Genomic DNA, 19823 nt, shown 5'->3' on the forward strand with positions numbered 1-19823 from the left:
TCATCTGTTTGACGTTGAAAGCTCACCGTGCAGGCGGTTTCATCACCTCCCGAGGCTACCGACAAGCCAAAGCCCGCGGGCTTAAGTCCCCGTGTATTGCGTGACACTGCGTTTGTGGAAGTCATTAAGACTGTTCATCAGGCCAATTATGGTGTCTACGGCATACACAAGATGTGGCACGCTCTGCAACGTGATGGCATTGCCATCGGTTATGAGCACACAGCCAGGCTCATGCGGTTAGCGGGAGTCAAGGGAAAATCCAAGGGAACACCCCGATCACTACCTGTAAAGCTCATCACGTCGATACGCGTCCTGACCTGGTGAACCGTCAATTTTGTGCGCAACGGCCACACCAGCTATGGGTCGCCGAGATTACTTATGTACGCACTATCAAGGGATTTGTGTACGCGGCGGTTGTTACGGATGTGTTTTCCCGCCGAAACCTCGGGTGAGCACTGTCGGATTCGATGCCTACCGAAGCGCTACCGCTGCAAGCGTTAACCCAAGCAATTGCTACCGCGAAAAAAGACCCGTGACCTGGTTCATCACTGAGATCACGGATCCTGGTAGTTCAGTATTGTTTATAACGACAAGCTCGCTGATGCTGGCATCAGGGTGTCAACCGGAACCGTTGGAGACTCTTAGGATAATGCTTTGGCGGAAAACGTCAACGGTTGTTGCAAAAACGAGCTCATTGGGCAGAAAAGGTAGCAGAATGCCGTCGATGTTGAGATCGCCACATTCCAATGGGTGTCCTGGTGGAATGACACGAGGCTGCATGCTTCGTTAGACTACAAAACCCCCACGGAGGTCGAAGCGTCGTTTTGGGCTCACACCGAGCCCTTTGAAACAATCACACACAAGATAAATGCCTAGGAACAAAACCCAGGATACTTCACTCCTATGACAGTTGTGCTGTCGCCGGGTCCCAGCTAACCCGACAACATCGGCCAAACCGCCGGGTACTTTCCGACCGGCGCACATCGTTTTGGCTGATCAACGTTCCGAATCGTGATCCCGCCAACACGCCTGTGGCCTGATCTATATTAACGGCGTAAGCACTGAGTTCTAATCCGAAATGAGGCCCGAAATAGCAAAAAGTGTATCCATCCGACGGCACGCCGAAAGGCACATAGTTTGCTAATTACCCCTGAGGAGCGAGGTGCTTTTGGGAAATACCAACGCCTCGCTATCTATTCACCAAAAGTGAAACGGGGAAGCGGGGCGTGGAAAAGCCTAGGTGGTTCTTAAGGCTTAGAGACCAACCAAGGGATCAATGAACTGGCGGTTGGCGCTATAGAAAGCGTTGAAGTTGTGGCGGTTCGCGTAGTAGAAGCCCTCGATCGGGGCGGGAACCGGGTTGGGGGCGAAGAAGTCGCGCACCAAACCATAGATGGCATCCACAGCTAAGGTATCCGGGCTATTGGTGACGGTGGAGCCAGTCACCTGAGCAACAGCCTGCTGGACCGGTGCTGGGGCAGCGGCAACAGCGTCGCGGATGGTCGGAGCGGCGTTCAGGCCGAGGCGAGCGGAGCAAGCCGGCCAAGCACCCCAACCCTGGTTAGCCAGGACGCGCTCAGCGATAGCGATCTGCTGCTCGCGGGTGGCCTGGTTAGCGGTGGCGGCGTACTGCTGGCCACCGTAAGCATTCCAGGTGCCGGCGTTGAACTGCAGGCCACCGTAGTAGCCATTGCCGGTGTTGATAGCCCAGTTGCCACCGGCTTCGCACTGTGCGAGGCGATCCCAGTCAGAATCCGGGGCGGCCGAAGCGGTCGGAGCCAGGATGGTTGCAGCTGCACCCACCGCAACGGTGGAGGCGGCGAGCTTAGCGAAGGTGGACGCGGTCTTGCGAGCGTGACGTGCCATAAACGGTCGTTTTCCTCTCGTATGAGCGCCGACGGATCTTGCTGCTGATGGTGTGTGGTGTGCCCCACCTGAGGTGGTGGTGCCTACCGCGCTAGCGAGCAAGTCGCCCCTGTCCACATAGAAGGTGTTGTGGTTAAAACATCACGTATATTGTGCACAATCTGCGAAGACGCTTCCCATAGCTGGACAGGGTATGGCGTTAACCATGGGAGCTGTTCCTAGGGTGAGGCAGAGCATCACACCTAAAAACGAGGCCTTCTCAAGTGCCTGCGCAACACACTAATGGTTTATAACGATTGTGTCACGCTGGCGGGCCAAGATTTCGCCAAAAAATCCCAGGTCGCCAGTAAAACCGCAGGTCATGGGCAGAAAAATTTTTTGTGATCCAAACCTCTTTAGCGGAGAAGTTAAGGGTTTTTCGTGCCCATCTCGTGATCTTTTCCGCTCCCTTAGCGCCGCAGTGTGGGGCATGCACGCGCACCCGTGAAGCGGTGAGGGAACATCGGGGCGTGCTCTAACGTTGTACAGCACAGGAGCCCCAAGGTGCGCGAAGCAGCTTCGTGGAGTAACTTTTATAGCTTCGTGCATCTAACGCACACCTTTATTTATCCATGTACATTCCCCCTTGATCAGGAAGTGGTGACCCAGAGTCATGCCTATCGGCAAAGTCAAATGGTACGACGCTGAACGCGGTTTCGGCTTCGTGAGCAACCCTGGGGAGGAAGATTGCTATGTTGGCCGTTCCGTTCTCCCCGAAGGGGTCACCGAGCTCCACCCAGGACAGCGCATTGAATTCGATTTCGCCGCCGGACGTCGCGGCCCCCAAGCCCTGCGCATTGAGATCCTAGAGACCCCGCGGGTTGCCAAACGTCAACGCAAGGCCGCTGCCCGGAAGCACTCCCCAGAAGAGCTTCATGGCATGGTCTCCGACATGGTGACCCTCTTAGAGCAGCAGATCCAACCCGATTTGCGCGCCGGGCGTTGGCCGGATCGCCGTAGTGGCCGCCAGGTCGCCGACATTCTGCGTGCCGTGGCCCGCGAACTCGATGCCTAAGAGGAAGCATCACACTCATATCCCGCATTCTCCTGAGATACCTGGAGCATGCGGGATTTTTAGATAAAAATTCTCCCCGCGCACCAGCTAAGGCGGGCGGGGAGAAAAGAAGAGGTCATCCTAGTTCTGTGCGGAGTCCTCTTGCTTAACAGGCTGATCGGGGACGGCCTGCTCTCCTTGGGTGTTAAGCGACCACACCACGGCATAGGGGGTTTCTTCACCTTGGTCATCTAGACCGACCATGAGGGTATTGATTTCTACCACCACGAGCTTGGGGCGCTCATCGGAGTCTTTTACTACCGGATCGGTAGAACCAGGGATATCAACCTTCTTGGTTTGGTTCGCGGCGAAGTACTGGTCCTGGTTCGCGGCTGGATCATCGTAGATCATCAGCAGCGACCAGTCGTGGTCATAAACTTCCTTGGGGATCTCGAGGTGCAGCACATCATTTTCGCCCACCTTAAGAGCCGGAACTGGGTTATCCGGGCAGGTGGTGCCAGGTTCGCACACCACATAGGGCCCATAGTCGAGGGTGACGGGATCATCGGTTTTTTCGCCATTGGGGCGAACCTCAGCGCGCACCGTGACATCGGCAGGATCCTTGGTGGGCCGATCATTCCACCACTTTTGCACCAGCACGGATGCCACCACGACAATAATGACGGCCACAAGGAGGGCCAGGAACATCACCAGGGATTTCTTCTTTGTTTGCCGAGGAGTCGCCATGGCCGATCATCCTACTTCCACTACGCAGCTCTAGCGAGCTTTGGGCACAAAACGCACCTCATAGAGGGCACCCCAACGTTTGCCGGAAAGCAGGAACCGCGGCCCATCCTTTTCGGTCTCAGAACCGGGGATCAGGGCAATGCCATTAAGAACAGCATTGCGGTCACTCCGGGCTCGTGCGGTATCCGGCAGCCCGGAAGCATCAATCACCTGGGTGATCTCACCACTATCTGGGTTGATGCGCACAATGTAGTTGCTGAGGAAAACATTGGCATAAACACCTTCATTGGTGCATTCCAGCTCATTGAGCTTAGGAAGCGAGGCACCATTCCTGGTGACTTGGGTGCGGTGGAGTTCATCGAAGCTATCGGCATCGCGGAAAGTTAAGGTGTCAGTTCCATCGCTCATCACCAACTGGCCATTAGCTAGACGGCATAAACCCCACCCTTCGCCTTCATAATGCGCTTGGTCGAGCTCAGCAAAGGAGGTCGCATCGCGCTTATAGGCCACCCCGGCGCGCCAGGTTAGTTGCCAAATATGGTCACCAGCTTGGGTAATGCCTTCGCCGAATAGTTCAGCAGGTAGATCAATAGACTCGTGGACTTTGGCATTTTCCAGGCTGCGGCGGTAGAGCTTGGATTCTCCGTATTGGCCGGTGGCAACCAAGAGGTTGCCGTCTGGTTCCATTTCTAGGCCTTGGGTGAAGCTTTGTTCATCGAAGGGATAGGTGTTGAGCACTTCGATGGTGCTATCGGCTTCTAGCTGGTGTGCGGCTAGGGCTTTGTTGGCGGTGCTGCTGGTTGGGGTAGTGGTTTCACTCGGCGGGGTGACGGTTTCTTTGGTGGTGCAAGCACTCATGCCGATAAGGAGGAAGCAGCACAAGGTGGTGCTCATCAGGTGGCGGGCGAAGGGGGTCATGGTCTTCATTATGACTGCGGTGGTTCATAATAGGGCGCGTGTCCTCCCCACGACGTAGACGCAAGAAGACCCCAGACTCGCCTCTTTTAGCCAAGCGGGCAATCGACCTTGCCCGCGCTGCCCTGATTGATGTGGATGAAGGCGGGGTTGGCTGCCACCTAGGTTCCGCACCGATTGATGAGCATTCAGCGACGCATCGTTTTGTTGCGGAAGTACCCGGCTATAGCGGTTGGGAATGGCATGCAGTGATTGCCTGCGCAGCAGGTAGCCATGATTTAACGGTGAGCGAAGTGGCGCTGGTGCCAGCTCATGATGCTTTGCAAGCCCCGGAATTTATTCCCTGGTCGCAGCGCATCCAGCCCGGTGATTTAGGGCCGGGTGATGTACTCCCGGCGCCGATGGATGATCCCCGTTTAACCCCGGAGGGAACCTCAGCGGGGGTGTCGAATACGCGGAGAAAGCTGAGCGTAGAAGGCCTGGGGCAAGCGCAGCAACGCTGGCGCAATGGGGCTTTTGGTCCGCGCGCCCCGATTGCCCAACAGTCGGCGGCGGAGTGTGAAAGCTGTGGTTTCTTCTTGCCTTTAACCCCCGCGGTGGGCCCGGAATTTGGGGTGTGTGCCAATGAGTATTCCGCGGATGGTTCGGTGGTGCATGTGCACTATGGTTGCGGGGCACATTCGGATACCCCGGAAGAACCTGGGGTGGCGGAGTCGCGTGGGGAGTTATTCGCCGATGAGGTGGCTTTGGAGTGGCATCCCAAGGACTAGATGGGTGCGCCAAGCACTACTCGCATGAGGCAGGTAGCAGGCGTACTTTCTTGTACACCCCAGCGCACCGGGTCTCGGGAGCTAAAGAATTTTTGCACCCCGGTGGGGGCGGTCGTGTTGGTGAAAACGCGCGGCAGTGACATTCTGTTTTTGCCCAATTGAACAACTATCGGAGATGAGGGAACCGCGGCCATGTCGGCAGGCGTCCAAGATATAGAGAACACCCGATCACATAATGCGAAGGAGGTGGGTGCCCTCGATCGTTTCTTTAAGATTTCGGAGCGGCGCTCCACGGTGGGTACGGAGATCCGTGCCGGGGTAGTGACCTTCTTTGCGATGGCTTACATCATTATTTTGAACCCGCTGATTTTAGGTGGGACAGCTGATCGCGAGGGCGTGACCCTGGGGATCCCGCAGATTGCGGCGGCAACAGCGCTGGCTGCGGGCGTGATGACCATTGTCTTTGGCTTGGTGGCACGTTATCCCTTCGGCATTGCGACTGGGTTGGGGATTAATACCCTGGTGGCGGTCAGCTTTGTTGGGGGCGAGGGGCTGACCTGGCCGGAAGCCATGGGGCTGGTGGTCATTGACGGCATCATCATTGTGCTGTTGGCGGTCTCCGGGTTCCGGGTTGCTGTTTTTAAGGCAATTCCGGCATCCATGAAAGCCGCGATGGGTGTGGGCATTGGCATGTTCATCGCGCTGATTGGCCTGGTGGATGCTGGGTTTGTTCGGCGTGTGCCGGATGCCGCGCACACCACCGTGCCGGTGACCTTAGGTGATGGTGGTTCGATCTCCTCCTGGCCGACGGTGGTGTTCATCTTCGGGCTGATTTTGTGCGGCGTGATGGTGATCCGTGGTGTCCGCGGCGGGCTTTTTATTGCCATTGTGGTGACCACGGTGGTCGCCATTGCGGTGGAAGCTCTGGTGGGGGCGGGGCCCTCCTTTAAGGATGGGGAACCCAACCCTGGTGGATGGTCGCTGGCGGTACCGGGGCTGCCGGATAATTTCGGTGGACTGCCGGATCTCAGCCTGGTCGGCAAGATCGACATGTTTGGTGCCTTTGTGCACGTGGGTGTGCTCGGCGCAAGCCTGTTGGTGTTCACCCTGGTGCTGGCGAATTTCTTCGATGCCATGGGCACGATGACCGCGCTGGGTAAGCAAGCGAACCTGGCGGATGCGGAAGGCAACCTGCCGGATATGAAGCGTGCGCTGGTGGTGGAAGGTTTCGGCGCGATTGTTGGTGGTGCCGCTTCGGCTTCCTCGAACACCGTGTATGCGGATTCTTCCGCTGGTATCGCCGATGGTGCGCGCACCGGGCTGGCCAATATTGTGACCGGTGTTTTATTCCTGCTGGCGATGTTCTTAACCCCGCTGTATGAGATTGTGCCGATTGAGGCTGCCGCGCCGGTGCTTGTGATTGTTGGTGCGATGATGATTGCGCAGGTCCGCGATATTGATTTCACCAAGTTCTATATTGCGCTGCCCGCGTTTTTAACCATCGTGGTGATGCCCTTTACCTACTCGATTGCCAATGGCATTGGGGTGGGGTTCATTTCCTTCGCGCTGATGAGCGTTGCCGCGGGGCGCGCCCGTGAGGTGCATTGGTTGATGTGGCTGATCTCGGCACTCTTTGTGGTGTACTTCGGGATGGAGCCCATCATGGCGGCAATTAGCTAGGCGTACGTTGTGATCGAAGCAATCAAGATGAGCGAACCGGCGGACCCGCGCCTGGATGATATTCGGGACCTTAACCACTCCGATTCCCGCCCGGATCTCCCCGGCGGTAAGGGCCTGGTGATCGCCGAAGGGTCCTTGGTGGTGGGCCGCCTGGTGGAATCTCGTTTCCCGCTGCGCTGCGTGGTGGGGTTTGGGAAGAAACTCGCGGACTTTTTAGCTGAGCGTGAGCCCTCGGAATTAGCTGGGGTGCCGGTCTATGAGGTAACCCGCGAGGTGCTTAAGCAGGTCGCTGGTTTTGATATGCACCGCGGGCTGGTGGCGGCAGCAGAGCGCGTGCCGGAGTTCTCGGTCGCACAGGTGCTTGACGGTGCCCGCACCGTGGTGGTGTGTGAGGGCGTGAATGATCACGAAAATATTGGGTCCATGTTCCGCAATGCCGCCGGGATGGAAGTGGATGCGGTGCTCTTTGGCAATGGGTGTGCCGATCCGCTGTATCGCCGGGCGGTGCGGGTGAGCATGGGCCATGTGCTGCGCACCCCATTTGCTCATATTGAAGGTAGCTACACCACCTGGCAGCGCGGCTTGGCGGAATTGCAGGAGCAGGGCTTCCACCTAGTGTCTTTAACCCCACATCCGCAGGCCGTGCACCTAGCCGATGCGCTGGTGGATGCCGACGGGCAGCCCTATGAAAAGATTGCGCTGCTAGTAGGTGCTGAAGGCCCGGGGCTTAGCGAACATGCCATGCGAGCTACCGATGTGCGCGCTCGGATCCCGATGGCGCCGGGAACGGATTCCTTAAACCTCGCGACCTGTGCTGCGATTGCGTTTTATGAGCGGCAGCGTTCGCTGCGGCGAGTGAAGTAGCGGGGGAGAGGGCTGGCGGTGGCCTAGGGTGTGCTGGCCTGGGCCTGGCTCGGCCTTGAGGCCCCGGCCTAGGGCCCCAGCGTTGAGGCCCCGGCCTAGGGGCGGTCTGTGTGCCGCAACTTATCTTTAAGGGTTCGCACCCCACGGGCTGCCCAGATACGAGCATCACGGCCCACTAGCCGCGCCACTCTTAAGCCCTGGCGAGCGAATTTCCCTAGCTCCTCTGCGGTGGCGGTGGGGCTGGTGTCATCACTATCAACCCGATGCTCATAATCGTCATAGGCGCTAAATTCTGGGCCTAAACCTAGTTTCTCGGCTGCAGAACGCGTCAACTCAGTAACCGAAGCTGGCTCCTTCTTCGCCGGGGCATCATCGAACTTCGGTTCCGGGCGCCCATCCACCGCGTAGGCGACAACATTAATATCCGGGCCATCGGGGCCAATATCGGTTTCTAACCATTCGCGTTGCGCCGCAGCCACAATATCCGGGGGATAAAACGGCAAGGCGATCCCGCCGAGCTGTTCAGTGGTCAACCCAGCCCAATAGTCAGCCTCGAAACCTTCCGGTAAACCCAAGTCCTCATGCAGCATCGCGCGGTGCGCACATAAAGAGCGCTTCAACTCACCTTTATGCCAATGCGCAAAACCGCCGAACCCAGATTTTTCATCCACCGCGAAGGCATAAATATTATCCGCACGCGCCGGCACGGAGTGCAGCCACATGGGGTCGAGCTCAGAGAGCTTGGCGGAACCGTTGTACTGCAATTGCACGCAGGTGATCCCCGGGAAGCCAGCCACATAGAACTCATCGGGGCTAGCTGGGGCAGAGCGGTTCAACGGGAATTGCCCGATCAGAGTAATCGGCCATTTCGGATTAATTTGGGCCAGGAATTTACGTCCAAAACCGCGATCTGCTTTCGGTTCAGTCGCTAAAACTGTTCCCGGTTTATCGGTCCGTACGTACCACAATGTAAGAACTGCTCGAATATCCCCCACCATCTCTTCGACGCTTAAAATATTGTCGTTCATGATGTGCGGGATACCGTCCTTTCCTACCGAAATATGTATTGCTTTTAGCTACCCGCCGTCATAATCCACCCTAATAATTCACGACCTCGTCGTGCGCCCTGAGCGCTAGCCACAGCCGCGCGGCATAAGGGGGTAAGAGGCGTTAGTGACGGGGGCGTTTCGTGTTTGTGCGCACGCCAAGCAACACATCTTCCCAATGCGGAGTGACCGCGCGGCGACGACGCTTGCTTGGGCGAGGTTCTTGTTCAGGGTCCGGATGCTGCAAGAACTCATCCTTAGCATCATCAGAACCCTGCTCAGCAGACTCACCATGAAGTTCCTGCGGGGCAACACCCCCGCGGCCTTGGTGGCCAGAGGCATTCACACCCGGATCCGTTGCGGCAGAATCCTGCCCATGAGGATCCTGAGTAGCAGGGGAGTGCGGCGCATCAGCATCATTGCTTAAAGCCCGCAAACCATTCTTATGCGCCGGACCAACACCAGTGGGTGCTTCCGTATTCGCATCATCTTCACGGCCGAAGTTTTCTAGGCGCTCCCGGCCCACCGCACTTAAGGTGCGCCCTGCCGGTTGGGCGAATTCCGGATCAGTGAGATCCGCAGCTAAAGCATTACGCGGAATAGCTGTTGGCGAGCTGGTGTGGTGATTATGGAAGGTCCACTCAGCAATATTTTCACTATGCCCAGCAGTCCAGCTCACGCGAATAACCCACTGTCCACCGGTATCGCGATAAGAATCCCACTGTGCATCAGCCAAAGAATTATTGCGCGCAGCAAAAGCGGTAGCCAGCACCTCCCACAGGGTTAGGCGCGCCGGGCCATCCTCACGCACCGGGTGGGTTTGCTTCGCTAATTCCGCCATGCGTTGGCGTTCCAACAACACTGGGTGCGCAAAAGGCTCCACGCGCGCTTCGGTTACGCCCATTTCCTCAGCAAGTTCAGCTGCGGTGGCACCACCACGGATACGTTCCTGGATCTCGCGGGGACGCATACTCATCGGAGCAGTACGGCGCGGATCCGGGGTCGGCAAACTGCCACGCTGAGCCGCATGCGCACCACCAGCATGCGCACCACCGGCGGGCGCGCCGGATTGCTCAGGCGCCTTATCGGCTTCTTCATCGCTCGAGCTTGCCGTATCGGAGGCCTCAGAGTGTTCCGAACCTTCTGCGGCAGTCGCATCTTCACTAGCAGTAGGCTCGCCGGCGACATCCTCATCGCGGTGAGAGACCCCATCGCCTCCCAGGTTTCCCTCGGCTTCGGGCTGTCCTTCAACAACCTCTCGCAGCAGGTCACGGAGCTTATCGTCAACTACAAGGAAGAAAGACTCCACGGCGTCGCCTTCCCCTTCGGTGTGGAACACCAGGGAGGTACGGGTGGACTCGCCCTCCGTTAGGAAGAGCTCGCGCATAAGTGGGGTCTCCTTCTTTTTCGAGCATCACAGGTGATCTTGACTACCCACCTTAGTGCGTCGACGTGCCCAAACGTGGCTACCGCGCCGACGCGTCACAACGCACCCCAAACGCACCCCACATGTACCCCACAGCGGCCCTCAACTAACCCGCCCCCACAAGCCCGCACCTAGCAACCCATAAGAAAACCCCCAGGAGGCACGCGCTACAGCCAACGCTGAGAGCTCGCTCCTTGGGGGTCTTCAGGGTTCCTCTGGGGATCCTTCGCGCTAATGAATCACTTCGCTGCGTACCCGCCATCAAGCAGGTAATCCAGCGCGCGGGTCAAGGTAGCAATATCCGCTGGCTCAATCGCCGGGAACATACCAATGCGCAGCTGGTTGCGGCCCAACTTGCGATAAGGCTCAACATCCAGCACTCCATTAGCGCGCAGCGCCTTCGCCAACAAGGTGGCATCAATCTTGTCTTCATCGAAGTCAATGGTGCCCACCACTAGCGAACGCCGCTCCGGATCCTGCACATAGCAGGCCGCCTCTGGGCGCTGCTCCGCCCAGGAATACAAGGTCTGAGAGCTCGCCGAGGTACGCTCCACCATGCCCTCTAGGCCACCATTGTCATTCATCCAACGCACCTGATCAGCCATCATCAATAAGGTGCCCACCGCAGGGGTGTTATAGGTCTGGTTCTTCCGCGAATTATCCACCGCAGTTTGCAGATCCAAAAACGCCGGAATAAACCGCCCAGACTCCTTGATCTTGGCGATCCGCTCAATCGCCGCCGGGCTCATGGCCGCAAACCACAGGCCACCATCAGCAGCAAAGCACTTCTGCGGGGAGAAATAATAAATATCGGTCTGCGCAATATCCACCGGCAAACCGCCCGCACCAGAGGTCGCATCAATGACCACCAGCGCATCGCCTGCGCCTTCCGGACGCACAATCGGCGCCATCGCGCCGGTGGAGGTCTCATTATGGGCCCAGGCCAACACATCGCAGCCTTCCATGGCCTGCGGGGTGGGCACGGTGCCCGGCTCACCCTTAACTACCTGCGGTTCCTCCAACCACGGGGCCTTGGCGCTGGCATTGGCAAACTTCTGCGAGAACTCACCAAAGGCCAGGTGCCCGGAACGCTTCTCAATCACGCCATAGGTTGCGGCATCCCAAAACGCGGTCGCCCCACCCAAAGAAAGCACAATTTCATAGCCCTCCGGCAGCGAAAAGAGTTCGCCAAGGCCTTCCCGGATCTCGCCAACTATATTCTTCACAGCAGCTTGACGGTGCGAGGTGCCAATCACGCCCTCCGCGCCGCTGACCAGGGCCTGAATCTGAGAGGGCCGCACTTTCGAGGGGCCGCAACCGAATCGACCGTCCTCAGGCAGCAATTCCGGGGGCAGGGTAGGAGCGGTGGTATTAGGGGAAGCCATGGGGCTTTGATTCCTCCGAAGTCTCGCGGGTTTAGGAAAACAGCACGCACATCGCGAGCCGTGCTCTTCATCCTAGTGAGCAGGGGGAACAAGTAGGGGGAGCTGGGCCTTCTTCATCGTTTCTTTGCTTTCCCCGAGATCGGCACTCCCGCGACCTTCACAGTCATTGCTCAGGCCGTGGGGTGTGGCGCAGAAAACATCGCGTTGATTGTGTGGGGTGGGGGATTGAGTTAGGTGCGCCTAGGTTCTGCTCGGGTCGGAGATCGTTTGTGCAGGAGGGGAACTGTGAATCTAACTAAGGGGGTGCCATCGGGTGTAATTCATCTGCCTAACTTCTATCGGGTGGATCACATAATTTGTTAAACTAATCGCTGTTCCACGGTTACCGTATGCCTGTACTGCCCCGAATAGGGTCAAGCAGGATTGCGTATCTACGCCAACATGTTTATGCATGTCAGCTAGACGCGGTCCCGACTAGAGGTTTTCCCGGAAATATCATCCTTAGGATGTGTTTCCCAGGCCACAGGATCTACAATCGGTGAACGTGGTCGCTTCATACCGCGACCAGTTTCAGGCAGCCATCATGGCCACCACGAACAGTCACGGTATAGCGTATGGACAAAGCGCTTTAGCGCTCAGAAGTACGCCGCGCGTGGGGCACCAGTGCACCCCACACTCACCCGCGAGGCGCGCCGCTAACCTGGCGCCCCTTGCCGCGCGTCCCCACGCATGCGGTGTTACCAGACAAGTGAAAGGGATAGATAGTGGCTACTGAAAATAAAGACAAGGCCATCCTGCAGTACCCCGGCGGTGAATATGAGCTTGATATCAAGCACGCCACCGAAGGTAACGACGGCATCGTCTTGGGCAAGATGCTTGCCGATACCGGCCTGGTGACCTATGACCCCGGTTATGTATCCACCGGTTCCACCGAGTCGAAGATTACCTACATCGATGGCGATGCCGGCATCCTGCGCTACCGCGGCTATGACATCGCTGACCTGGCCGAAAACGCCACCTTTAACGAGGTCTCCTACCTGCTGATCAAGGGCAAGCTGCCCACCCAGGAAGAACTGGTTAGCTTTAACGACGAGATTCGCATCCACACCCTGCTGGACGAGGACTTCAAGTCCCAGTTCCGCATCTTCCCGCGTGACGCACACCCCATGTCGGTGCTTGCCTCCTCGGTGAACATTCTTTCCACCTATTATCAGGACCAGCTCAACCCGCTGGATGAAAAGCAGCTGGACAAGGCCACCGTCCGACTGATGGCGAAGGTACCGATGCTGGCCGCTTATGCTTATCGCGCCTCCAAGGGCTCGCCCTACATGTACCCGGACAACGCCCTGAATGCGCGCGAGAACTTCCTGCGCATGATGTTCGGCTACCCGACCGCCCCCTACGAGGTTGACCCGGTCATGGTCAAGGCCCTGGATAAGCTCCTCATCCTGCACGCTGACCACGAGCAGAATTGCTCCACCTCCACCGTGCGTATGATCGCCTCCGCACAGGCCAATATGTTCGTTGCCATCGCTGGCGGCATCAACGCCCTGTCCGGCCCGCTGCACGGTGGCGCTAACCAGGCTGTGCTGGAAATGCTGGAAGAAATCCAAGCCAATGGTGGCGACGCCACCGACTTCATGAACCGCGTGAAGAACAAGGAAGCCGGCGTCCGACTAATGGGCTTCGGTCACCGCGTCTACAAGAACTACGACCCGCGTGCCGCCATCGTCAAGGAAACCGCCCACGAGATCCTCGAGCATCTTGGTGGCGACCACCTCCTCGACCTGGCCCTGAAGTTGGAAGAGATCGCCCTGGCTGATGATTACTTCATCCAGCGTCGCCTCTACCCGAACGTCGACTTCTACACCGGTCTGATCTACCGCGCCATGGGCTTCCCGACGGACTTCTTCACCGTCCTCTTCGCCCTCGGCCGCCTCCCCGGCTGGATCGCTCACTACCGCGAGCAGCTGGAAACCCCGGGCAACAAGATCAACCGCCCGCGCCAGATCTACACCGGTGAAACCAACCGCAAGGTCACCCCGCGTAGCGAGCGCAGCTAAGCGCTAGCACCCCAGCTTTACCCGCTTCGACCCCCGCGTTAGGGGGCAGGCAGCACGGCCGGGAGGAATACGCACCCCTTATACTGTGGGTTGCTAGTGTTCCCCCGGCCTTTGTGCTTCCTACGGGAAACCTTTTACGCCCGCCCGGAACACTGTGTCCTAGACGGTCCGTTAGCAAAGAGATAGACACGCCCACAAGGAGACTGAGGATCCACATATGGAAAAGCCGCAGATTGACGTGCCCACCACCCCACCCCCAGCCGATCTGCTTATCGAAGATATCGTTGAGGGCGAAGGTGATGTAGTCGGCGAGGGCGACACCATCAAAGTCCACTATGTGGGCGTGGAATATGAAACCGGCGAGGAATTCGACTCCTCCTGGGACCGCGGCCAAAGCATGGAGTTCCCGCTCCAAGGCCTTATCGAAGGATGGCAAAAAGGTATCCCCGGCATGCGCGCCGGCGGCCGCCGCAAGCTCACCGTTCCCCCAGCTATGGCCTATGGCCCCGCCGGCGGCGGACACCCCCTTGCCGGTCGCACCCTCATCTTCGTCGTTGACGTACTCAGCGTCGGCTAAGACCAAAAAAATCACTTAAGCCCCAGCTCAGACCTCTGAGCGGGGCTTTAGTTTTGTGCTACCTGCTGCCTACGCAAGCAGAAAAGGGAATACTGGGACCTATGACTGATTCACGACCCACTCATGTTCCCAGTGTGACCTTCAACGATGGCACCGAGATGCCCCAGCTTGGCCTAGGCACCTATAAACTACGCGGCGAAGAATGCGTACGCGTCGTCCGCGAAGCCATCCAGCTGGGCTACCGCCATATCGACACCGCCACTGTGTACGGAAACGAAGAAGAGGTTGGCCACGCCATCGCCGATGCCATCGCCGCTGGGGATGTCACCCGCGAAGAACTCTTCATCACCACCAAGGTGTGGAATGACTGCCATGGTGCTGAGAAGGCCTCCGCGTCCTTCCAAGACTCCCTACGCCGCCTCGGCCTGGAATATATTGACCTCTTCTTAGTGCACTGGCCCTGCCCACAACAAAACCTCTACGTCGAAACCTTCGAAGCTATCGCCAAAATCCAAGGCCTCGGCAGCGTTCAGTCCATCGGTGTTGCCAACTTCTATGAAGAAGTGCTCCGCGAACTCGTAGAGAAAACCGGCATCACCCCCGTGCTTAACCAGGTAGAACTCCACCCCGGGTTTACCCAAGCCGCCCTGCGTCAGGTGCATGAAGAGCTAGGAATCATCACAGAAGCCTGGTCGCCACTATCTCGAGGCATTGCGCTGCAGAACCCCATTATTGAAGGAATTGCCGCAGAACTTGGTGCCACTCCAGCCCAGGTGACCATTAAGGCACTCCTACAGCTGGGCTGCTCGGTTATCCCCAAGACTGCGAATTCGGATCGCCTGAAGGAAAACCTCAACGCCCTCAACTTCGGGCTTAGCCAAGAGCAGCTGAACTCGATTCTCTCGCTCGATGATCAACCCGGTTTTGGACGCATCTTCAAAAGCCCGTGGGAGTTCCCCGGAGCCTAAAAACTAGGTCCCTAGCTGATCCCCGACCCGTCCCTCTCAGTGATTGAGAGGGACTTCTTTTATGGCCCCCACCCAGAGTTGATGTCGCATAACAGGTTTTGTGAAGGTCTGCGAAGGCCTCGAAGAATGTTATGAGAAGCTTCGCAAACTTTGCAAAATGACAATCTGTGCCCCCCGTGGGGGTGAAGAAATAAATAAACTTTAGCCAGGTAGATGGCTTTTTTGGTGGAATCAGGGGGAGGTGTCGGTTGGTTAGTGGGGCGAAAATGTTATGCATTGCACTGTGAGGCAGGTAACTTGATTGGCATTGGTTAGTGTGATCGCATGCACAAGAAGTGCGTAAGGTGATGCTGACTTTGCGTCAAAGGCCAACACGAAAGTGCCGGCCCCCTTGTCGCATCTGTACATGCCAAACACATGTGTAGAACAACCCAATATCCATTGGCCGCGCGACCGCGGACTGGCAGATGAGGAAAGCCTGCACCATCTACAAAAGGTGCAGCGCCCCGAACCTCGCGAGTCCCACGATGATCTCAACCGAGATAGCGATACCGCGGTGGAGACCAGGAAAGAGAGTGAACCTGTGACTGAACCCCAGGTAACCCGTAAGGAGCGGCGAGAGCCGACTCCCGAAGAATTCCGGGCGATGCAACAAGATCCGCGATTCTTGGAGTTAAAGAAAACTTACCGGAGCTTCACCTTCCCCATGAGCGTGGCCTTCTTTGTCTGGTACATGGCCTACGCGGTCACGGCTATTGCCGCGCCAGAGTTTATGGCTCGTGATGTCTTCGGTGGAATGAACGTCGGAGTGATCTTCGGACTACTGCAGTTCGTGACAACCTTTGTGATCACCTACATCTACGTCGGCTACGCCAACCGAAATATCGAACCGCAAGCGGCCGCGATCCGCGAAGCGATGGAAGGGTAGAGGCATAAACAATGACTATCAATTACCTAGCCCAAGAGGCCTCGCATGTGGGCAACCCCATGCTCAACATTGCCGTATTCGTCATCTTCATTGTCATCACCATGACCGTGGTGCTGCGCGCCGGCAAGAGCACTAAAGAAGCATCCGACTTTTATACCGGTGGCGGTTCCTTTTCCGGAACCCAAAATGGTCTAGCCATTGCCGGTGACTACCTCTCGGCAGCCTCCTTCCTAGGCATCGTGGGCGCTATCGCCCTCGCTGGTTATGATGGCTTCCTTTATTCCATCGGCTTCTTCGTCGCCTGGTTGGTAGCTCTGCTGCTGGTTGCGGAACCACTACGTAACGTCGGCCGCTTCACCATGGCCGATGTGCTTTCCTTCCGCTTGAAGCAAAAGCCAGTGCGTGTGGCTGCCGCCTTCGGCACCCTATTCGTGTCCCTCTTCTACCTGATTGCCCAGATGGCTGGCGCTGGTTCGCTGGTGTCCGTGCTGCTGGACATTCACTCTGAAGTCGCCCAAGCCGTGGTTGTCGCCCTGGTGGGCGTGCTGATGATCATCTACGTGCTCGTTGGCGGTATGAAGGGTACCACCTATGTGCAGATGATTAAGGCGGTGCTGCTGGTCACCGGTGTGGCAGTCATGACCGTTTGGGTCTTCTTCGCCGTGCGCGGCGGCATGACCACCATGTTCAACCACGCTGTGGAATCCCACGCTAACTCGCAGTATCTCGCCCAGAAGGGCTATGAGGCCACCGAAATCCTCAAGCCTGGCCTCAAGTACGGTGGTAGTACCACCAGTCGCGTTGACTTCATCTCTCTGGCTCTAACCCTGGTGCTTGGTACCGCTGGTCTGCCGCACGTGCTCATGCGTTTCTACACCGTGCCTACCGCTCGTGAAGCTCGTAAGTCGGTTACCTGGGCCATCGTGCTCATCGGTGCCTTCTACCTGATGACCCTGATCCTCGGCTTCGGTGCCGCCGCCCTGGTTGGCCCGGACCGCATCCTCGCCGCCCCTGGTGGAGCGAATGCTGCTGCACCGCTGCTAGCACTTGAACTCGGTGGTTCCATCTTCATGGCGCTGATCTCCGCAGTGGCCTTCGCCACCGTGTTGGCTGTGGTCGCCGGCCTGGCGATTACCGCCTCCGCTTCGGTCGCCCACGATATCTACGACGGTGTTCTCCGCAACGGGCAATCTAGTGAAGAAGAACAGGTTCGCGTTTCCCGCATCACCGTGGTGGTGATTGGTGTCCTCTCCATCATCCTGGGCATCCTCGCGATGAAGCAGAACGTGGCCTTCCTGGTGTCTCTTGCCTTCGCGATCGCCGCCTCCGCGAACCTGCCGACCATCATCTTCTCCCTGTACTGGAAGCGCTTCAACACCACCGGTGCTGTTGCCTCTATGTACACCGGACTGCTGAGTGCCCTGATCCTCATTGCGCTCTCCCCGGCAGTCTCCGGTAGCCCCTCCTCGATGATCCCCAGCGTGGACTTCTCCCTCTTCCCGCTGAGCAGCCCCGGCATCGTCTCCATCCCGCTTGCCTTCCTGGCTGGCATCCTCGGCGCTTACTTCGGCAAGCCCGACAACATGGATGACCTGCAAGCTGAAATGGAAGTCCGCTCCCTCACCGGTGTTGGTGTGGAAGCCCCGGTCGATCACTAAGACCTCGTCCCGAGCGCTCAGGCCCGATTCATTCGGCCTGGCCCAGGGATAACTTCCAAGCAAACTCCTACCGCCCGTACCCATAACCTGGGTGCGGGCGGTATTGTATTCCGAGTGTCAATTACCACCACAGAGGAAGAGGAGCTGAGCCAGGCTAAGCACAAGCCTCCGCTCTTTGTCGCTGTCCTAGCGATCATTGCCATCCTCGCGCTTTTCGCCGTGCCTCTACTTGTGGTGCATCAGCACACCCACCCACATAGCCCAAGAAATGAAGTTGGAATTCTGGAAGAACAAGAAAGCCAGGATCCCGCCAAGGACGCAGCGCTTCAAGGGTTCGTGAAGAACTCCACCGGATCACAGGTGACCTACCTACGGCTATCCGATGGCTACCACACCGGCACTGCTACTGAACGCTTTGCGCGACCGGCACTGAGCCTCATCAAGCTCTATATCGCGGACTACGTGATCAAGCACGGCACCATGAAAGAAAAATACGAAGCCTTAAACATGGTGCGTTCCTCTAATGATGCTTATGCCGAGGAACTCTATAGCCGCTACCCAGATTCCATCGAAGAGACAGCCAAAGAATATGGGCTCTATTCCACCCGCGGTGATGAGATGTGGGGCTATAGCGTCACCTCCACCTATGACGTGGTGAAATTTATTTCCGAGCTGATCAAGGAAGACCCCACCAACCCCATCTTGGTGGCGATGGCAGACGCTAATCCCGTGGCAGCCGACGGTTACCAACAAAACTTCGGCACCTCTGTGCTGCCAGGTGTCATCGGTACTAAATGGGGCTGGTCCAATGATCTCGCCTTGCACTCTTCAGTCAGCTTCGGGGAAGACTTTGTAGTGGCCGCGGCAGTCACCGGCAGCGCTTCGGATCTCACCTCATTAGTCAAAGAACAGCTTGGCGATATGAAGGACTTTCAAAAAGAAGAGTCGGAAGCCAACTAGCTTCCGCCTTACCCTCCGATGATCACCAGGGTTTTTCCGCAGAGAAGAATTTTCTGTGAGCCTAGGATGGCTCAGTGTGCTCAATAATCCGCGGCTTCATCAGCACACTACGTGCGGCACCAATAATGCCCGGCAGAATAGAGATCAGCACGATCAATAAGAAGATAGGCTCAATATGCTCACGCACGAAGGTGATTTGGCCAAGAACCGCACCCAGTAGCACCACACCGGCACCCCACAGCACGCCACCGAGGATGTTGTAGGTAATAAAGGTGCGGTACCGCATTCCAGCCATACCAGCCACAAGTGGGGCATAGGTGCGCACGATTGGAACGAAGCGGCAAAGCACAATCGTGATCGGCCCCCACTTATCGAAGAATTGCTCCGTACGCGTGACATACGCTTGCTTGAAGATGCGGCCATCCGGCATATTCACGATCTTTGGGTGGAAGGTGTGGCCAATGAAATACCCCACCTGATCGCCCAAAATAGCGGCAATGGGGCAGAGCAACACCACCAACCATAACGGTGCGAAGGGATCCGGCTGGTTCGCTAATAGCCCAGCTGTAAATAGCAGGGAATCGCCCGGTAGCAGCGGGAAAAGCAAACCGGATTCGATGAACACGATGGCAAGCAGCACCGGCAGAATAGCCTGACCAAATGGCCCGGAACCCGACAGTAGATACATCGGGTCTAACCAGTCTGGCCCAAGCGCCAACGTCGTGGTCACCGCAGGCTCGGAGAGAATAAGCATGAGGGGGATCTTACGCTGCCAAACTCCTCGAAACCTGTGAACGCCCCGGCTTTAAGCCGAGCTTCTTCATACTCAAGAGCTCTGGGGCCTGAGCCGTAGAACTCTTCTACGGGCATGTTCACCCACGATCAGAAAGAGACAGCCTCGAAGCTACGAGGCGTTCCGGGAGCTTTTTAAGGCGGC

At 57.4% G+C, this 19823-nt stretch carries 18 protein-coding genes; 11 read left to right on the forward strand and 7 right to left on the reverse strand.

Features of this window, described 5'->3' with window-relative positions:
• Window positions 1–114 precede the first annotated feature (114 nt).
• The gene (locus tag BMZ01_RS11570; protein ID WP_177180152.1) at window positions 115–324 is read left to right on the forward strand and encodes an IS3 family transposase; all 210 of its coding nucleotides are present in this window, start codon (window positions 115–117) and stop codon (window positions 322–324) included.
• 930 nt (window positions 325–1254) lie between these two features.
• On the opposite strand, the gene BMZ01_RS09915 is transcribed toward BMZ01_RS11570, so the two are convergent.
• Entirely contained in the window at window positions 1255–1866 is a 612-nt protein-coding gene (locus tag BMZ01_RS09915; RefSeq protein ID WP_092286959.1) for a resuscitation-promoting factor Rpf1 domain-containing protein, read from the reverse strand.
• 652 nt (window positions 1867–2518) lie between these two features.
• Between BMZ01_RS09915 and BMZ01_RS09920 the strand changes: the two genes are divergently transcribed.
• Complete coding sequence (locus tag BMZ01_RS09920) at window positions 2519–2920, forward strand: cold-shock protein (protein WP_092286961.1); 402 nt, start codon at window positions 2519–2521, stop codon at window positions 2918–2920.
• Window positions 2921–3040: 120 nt separating this feature from the next.
• On the opposite strand, the gene BMZ01_RS09925 is transcribed toward BMZ01_RS09920, so the two are convergent.
• Together BMZ01_RS09925 and BMZ01_RS09930 are read right to left on the reverse strand one after the other, a co-directional pair.
• Window positions 3041–3646, reverse strand: a complete 606-nt coding sequence (locus BMZ01_RS09925) for a DUF2771 domain-containing protein (protein ID WP_092286963.1) — start codon at window positions 3644–3646, stop codon at window positions 3041–3043.
• Between the two features lie 30 nt (window positions 3647–3676).
• On the reverse strand, window positions 3677–4564 hold the full coding sequence (locus tag BMZ01_RS09930) for a glutaminyl-peptide cyclotransferase (protein WP_223845947.1): 888 nt from the start codon (window positions 4562–4564) through the stop codon (window positions 3677–3679).
• Between the two features lie 38 nt (window positions 4565–4602).
• Here BMZ01_RS09930 and BMZ01_RS09935 point away from each other — a divergent pair, with 38 nt between their 5' ends.
• The 3 genes from BMZ01_RS09935 (at window position 4603) to BMZ01_RS09945 (ending at window position 7875) form a co-directional block, all read left to right on the forward strand.
• Window positions 4603–5331, forward strand: coding sequence for a DUF3027 domain-containing protein (locus BMZ01_RS09935; RefSeq protein WP_223845948.1), 729 nt, complete (start codon window positions 4603–4605; stop codon window positions 5329–5331).
• Window positions 5332–5523: 192 nt separating this feature from the next.
• A complete protein-coding gene (locus BMZ01_RS09940; protein WP_092286967.1) occupies window positions 5524–7011 on the forward strand; it encodes an NCS2 family permease in 1488 nt (495 codons plus the stop codon).
• 27 nt (window positions 7012–7038) lie between these two features.
• Window positions 7039–7875, forward strand: coding sequence for a TrmH family RNA methyltransferase (locus BMZ01_RS09945; protein WP_092287025.1), 837 nt, complete (start codon window positions 7039–7041; stop codon window positions 7873–7875).
• Window positions 7876–7970: 95 nt separating this feature from the next.
• Here the strand turns inward: BMZ01_RS09945 and BMZ01_RS09950 are convergent, their stop codons facing one another.
• The 3 genes from BMZ01_RS09950 to serC form a co-directional block, all read right to left on the reverse strand.
• Window positions 7971–8903, reverse strand: a complete 933-nt coding sequence (locus BMZ01_RS09950) for a DUF6928 family protein (RefSeq protein ID WP_223845949.1) — start codon at window positions 8901–8903, stop codon at window positions 7971–7973.
• Window positions 8904–9045: 142 nt separating this feature from the next.
• A complete protein-coding gene (sepH, locus tag BMZ01_RS09955) occupies window positions 9046–10308 on the reverse strand; it encodes a septation protein SepH (RefSeq protein ID WP_092286969.1) in 1263 nt (420 codons plus the stop codon).
• Between the two features lie 278 nt (window positions 10309–10586).
• The gene (gene serC, locus BMZ01_RS09960) at window positions 10587–11732 is read right to left on the reverse strand and encodes a phosphoserine transaminase (protein ID WP_092286971.1); all 1146 of its coding nucleotides are present in this window, start codon (window positions 11730–11732) and stop codon (window positions 10587–10589) included.
• Window positions 11733–12496: 764 nt separating this feature from the next.
• Between serC and BMZ01_RS09965 the strand changes: the two genes are divergently transcribed.
• The 6 genes from BMZ01_RS09965 to BMZ01_RS09990 all read left to right on the forward strand — a co-directional run bounded on the left by BMZ01_RS09965 (window position 12497) and on the right by BMZ01_RS09990 (window position 18886).
• Complete coding sequence (locus BMZ01_RS09965; RefSeq protein WP_177180153.1) at window positions 12497–13795, forward strand: citrate synthase; 1299 nt, start codon at window positions 12497–12499, stop codon at window positions 13793–13795.
• A 217-nt stretch (window positions 13796–14012) separates the two neighbouring features.
• Window positions 14013–14372, forward strand: a complete 360-nt coding sequence (locus BMZ01_RS09970; protein ID WP_092286975.1) for an FKBP-type peptidyl-prolyl cis-trans isomerase — start codon at window positions 14013–14015, stop codon at window positions 14370–14372.
• Window positions 14373–14473: 101 nt separating this feature from the next.
• Entirely contained in the window at window positions 14474–15340 is an 867-nt protein-coding gene (locus BMZ01_RS09975) for an aldo/keto reductase (RefSeq protein WP_092286977.1), read from the forward strand.
• A gap of 646 nt (window positions 15341–15986) precedes the next feature.
• Window positions 15987–16268 (forward strand): DUF485 domain-containing protein, encoded by a 282-nt coding sequence (locus BMZ01_RS09980; RefSeq protein WP_092287029.1) that lies wholly within the window; start codon window positions 15987–15989, stop codon window positions 16266–16268.
• A gap of 11 nt (window positions 16269–16279) precedes the next feature.
• A complete protein-coding gene (locus tag BMZ01_RS09985; RefSeq protein ID WP_092286979.1) occupies window positions 16280–17926 on the forward strand; it encodes a solute symporter family protein in 1647 nt (548 codons plus the stop codon).
• 282 nt (window positions 17927–18208) lie between these two features.
• Window positions 18209–18886, forward strand: a complete 678-nt coding sequence (locus BMZ01_RS09990) for a hypothetical protein (protein ID WP_223845951.1) — start codon at window positions 18209–18211, stop codon at window positions 18884–18886.
• 61 nt (window positions 18887–18947) lie between these two features.
• On the opposite strand, the gene BMZ01_RS09995 is transcribed toward BMZ01_RS09990, so the two are convergent.
• Window positions 18948–19640: a DedA family protein gene (locus BMZ01_RS09995; protein WP_092286981.1), complete on the reverse strand. Its 693-nt coding sequence runs from the start codon at window positions 19638–19640 to the stop codon at window positions 18948–18950.
• Window positions 19641–19823: the final 183 nt, after the last annotated feature.

The sequence above is a fragment of the Corynebacterium spheniscorum genome, assembly GCF_900113445.1.
Lineage (GTDB): Bacteria > Actinomycetota > Actinomycetes > Mycobacteriales > Mycobacteriaceae > Corynebacterium > Corynebacterium spheniscorum.

What these genes read in the sequence shown, in the direction of transcription:
- BMZ01_RS09915 (WP_092286959.1), bottom strand. Translation starts at nt 1,866, where the DNA reads ATGGCACGTCACGCTCGCAAGACCGCGTCCACCTTCGCTAAGCTCGCC.
- BMZ01_RS09920 (WP_092286961.1), top strand. Translation starts at nt 2,519, where the DNA reads ATGCCTATCGGCAAAGTCAAATGGTACGACGCTGAACGCGGTTTCGGC.
- BMZ01_RS09925 (WP_092286963.1), bottom strand. Translation starts at nt 3,646, where the DNA reads ATGGCGACTCCTCGGCAAACAAAGAAGAAATCCCTGGTGATGTTCCTG.
- BMZ01_RS09930 (WP_223845947.1), bottom strand. Translation starts at nt 4,564, where the DNA reads ATGACCCCCTTCGCCCGCCACCTGATGAGCACCACCTTGTGCTGCTTC.
- BMZ01_RS09940 (WP_092286967.1), top strand. Translation starts at nt 5,524, where the DNA reads ATGTCGGCAGGCGTCCAAGATATAGAGAACACCCGATCACATAATGCG.
- BMZ01_RS09945 (WP_092287025.1), top strand. Translation starts at nt 7,039, where the DNA reads ATGAGCGAACCGGCGGACCCGCGCCTGGATGATATTCGGGACCTTAAC.
- BMZ01_RS09950 (WP_223845949.1), bottom strand. Translation starts at nt 8,903, where the DNA reads ATGAACGACAATATTTTAAGCGTCGAAGAGATGGTGGGGGATATTCGA.
- sepH (WP_092286969.1), bottom strand. Translation starts at nt 10,308, where the DNA reads ATGCGCGAGCTCTTCCTAACGGAGGGCGAGTCCACCCGTACCTCCCTG.
- serC (WP_092286971.1), bottom strand. Translation starts at nt 11,732, where the DNA reads ATGGCTTCCCCTAATACCACCGCTCCTACCCTGCCCCCGGAATTGCTG.
- BMZ01_RS09970 (WP_092286975.1), top strand. Translation starts at nt 14,013, where the DNA reads ATGGAAAAGCCGCAGATTGACGTGCCCACCACCCCACCCCCAGCCGAT.
- BMZ01_RS09975 (WP_092286977.1), top strand. Translation starts at nt 14,474, where the DNA reads ATGACTGATTCACGACCCACTCATGTTCCCAGTGTGACCTTCAACGAT.
- BMZ01_RS09980 (WP_092287029.1), top strand. Translation starts at nt 15,987, where the DNA reads ATGCAACAAGATCCGCGATTCTTGGAGTTAAAGAAAACTTACCGGAGC.
- BMZ01_RS09985 (WP_092286979.1), top strand. Translation starts at nt 16,280, where the DNA reads ATGACTATCAATTACCTAGCCCAAGAGGCCTCGCATGTGGGCAACCCC.
- BMZ01_RS09995 (WP_092286981.1), bottom strand. Translation starts at nt 19,640, where the DNA reads ATGCTTATTCTCTCCGAGCCTGCGGTGACCACGACGTTGGCGCTTGGG.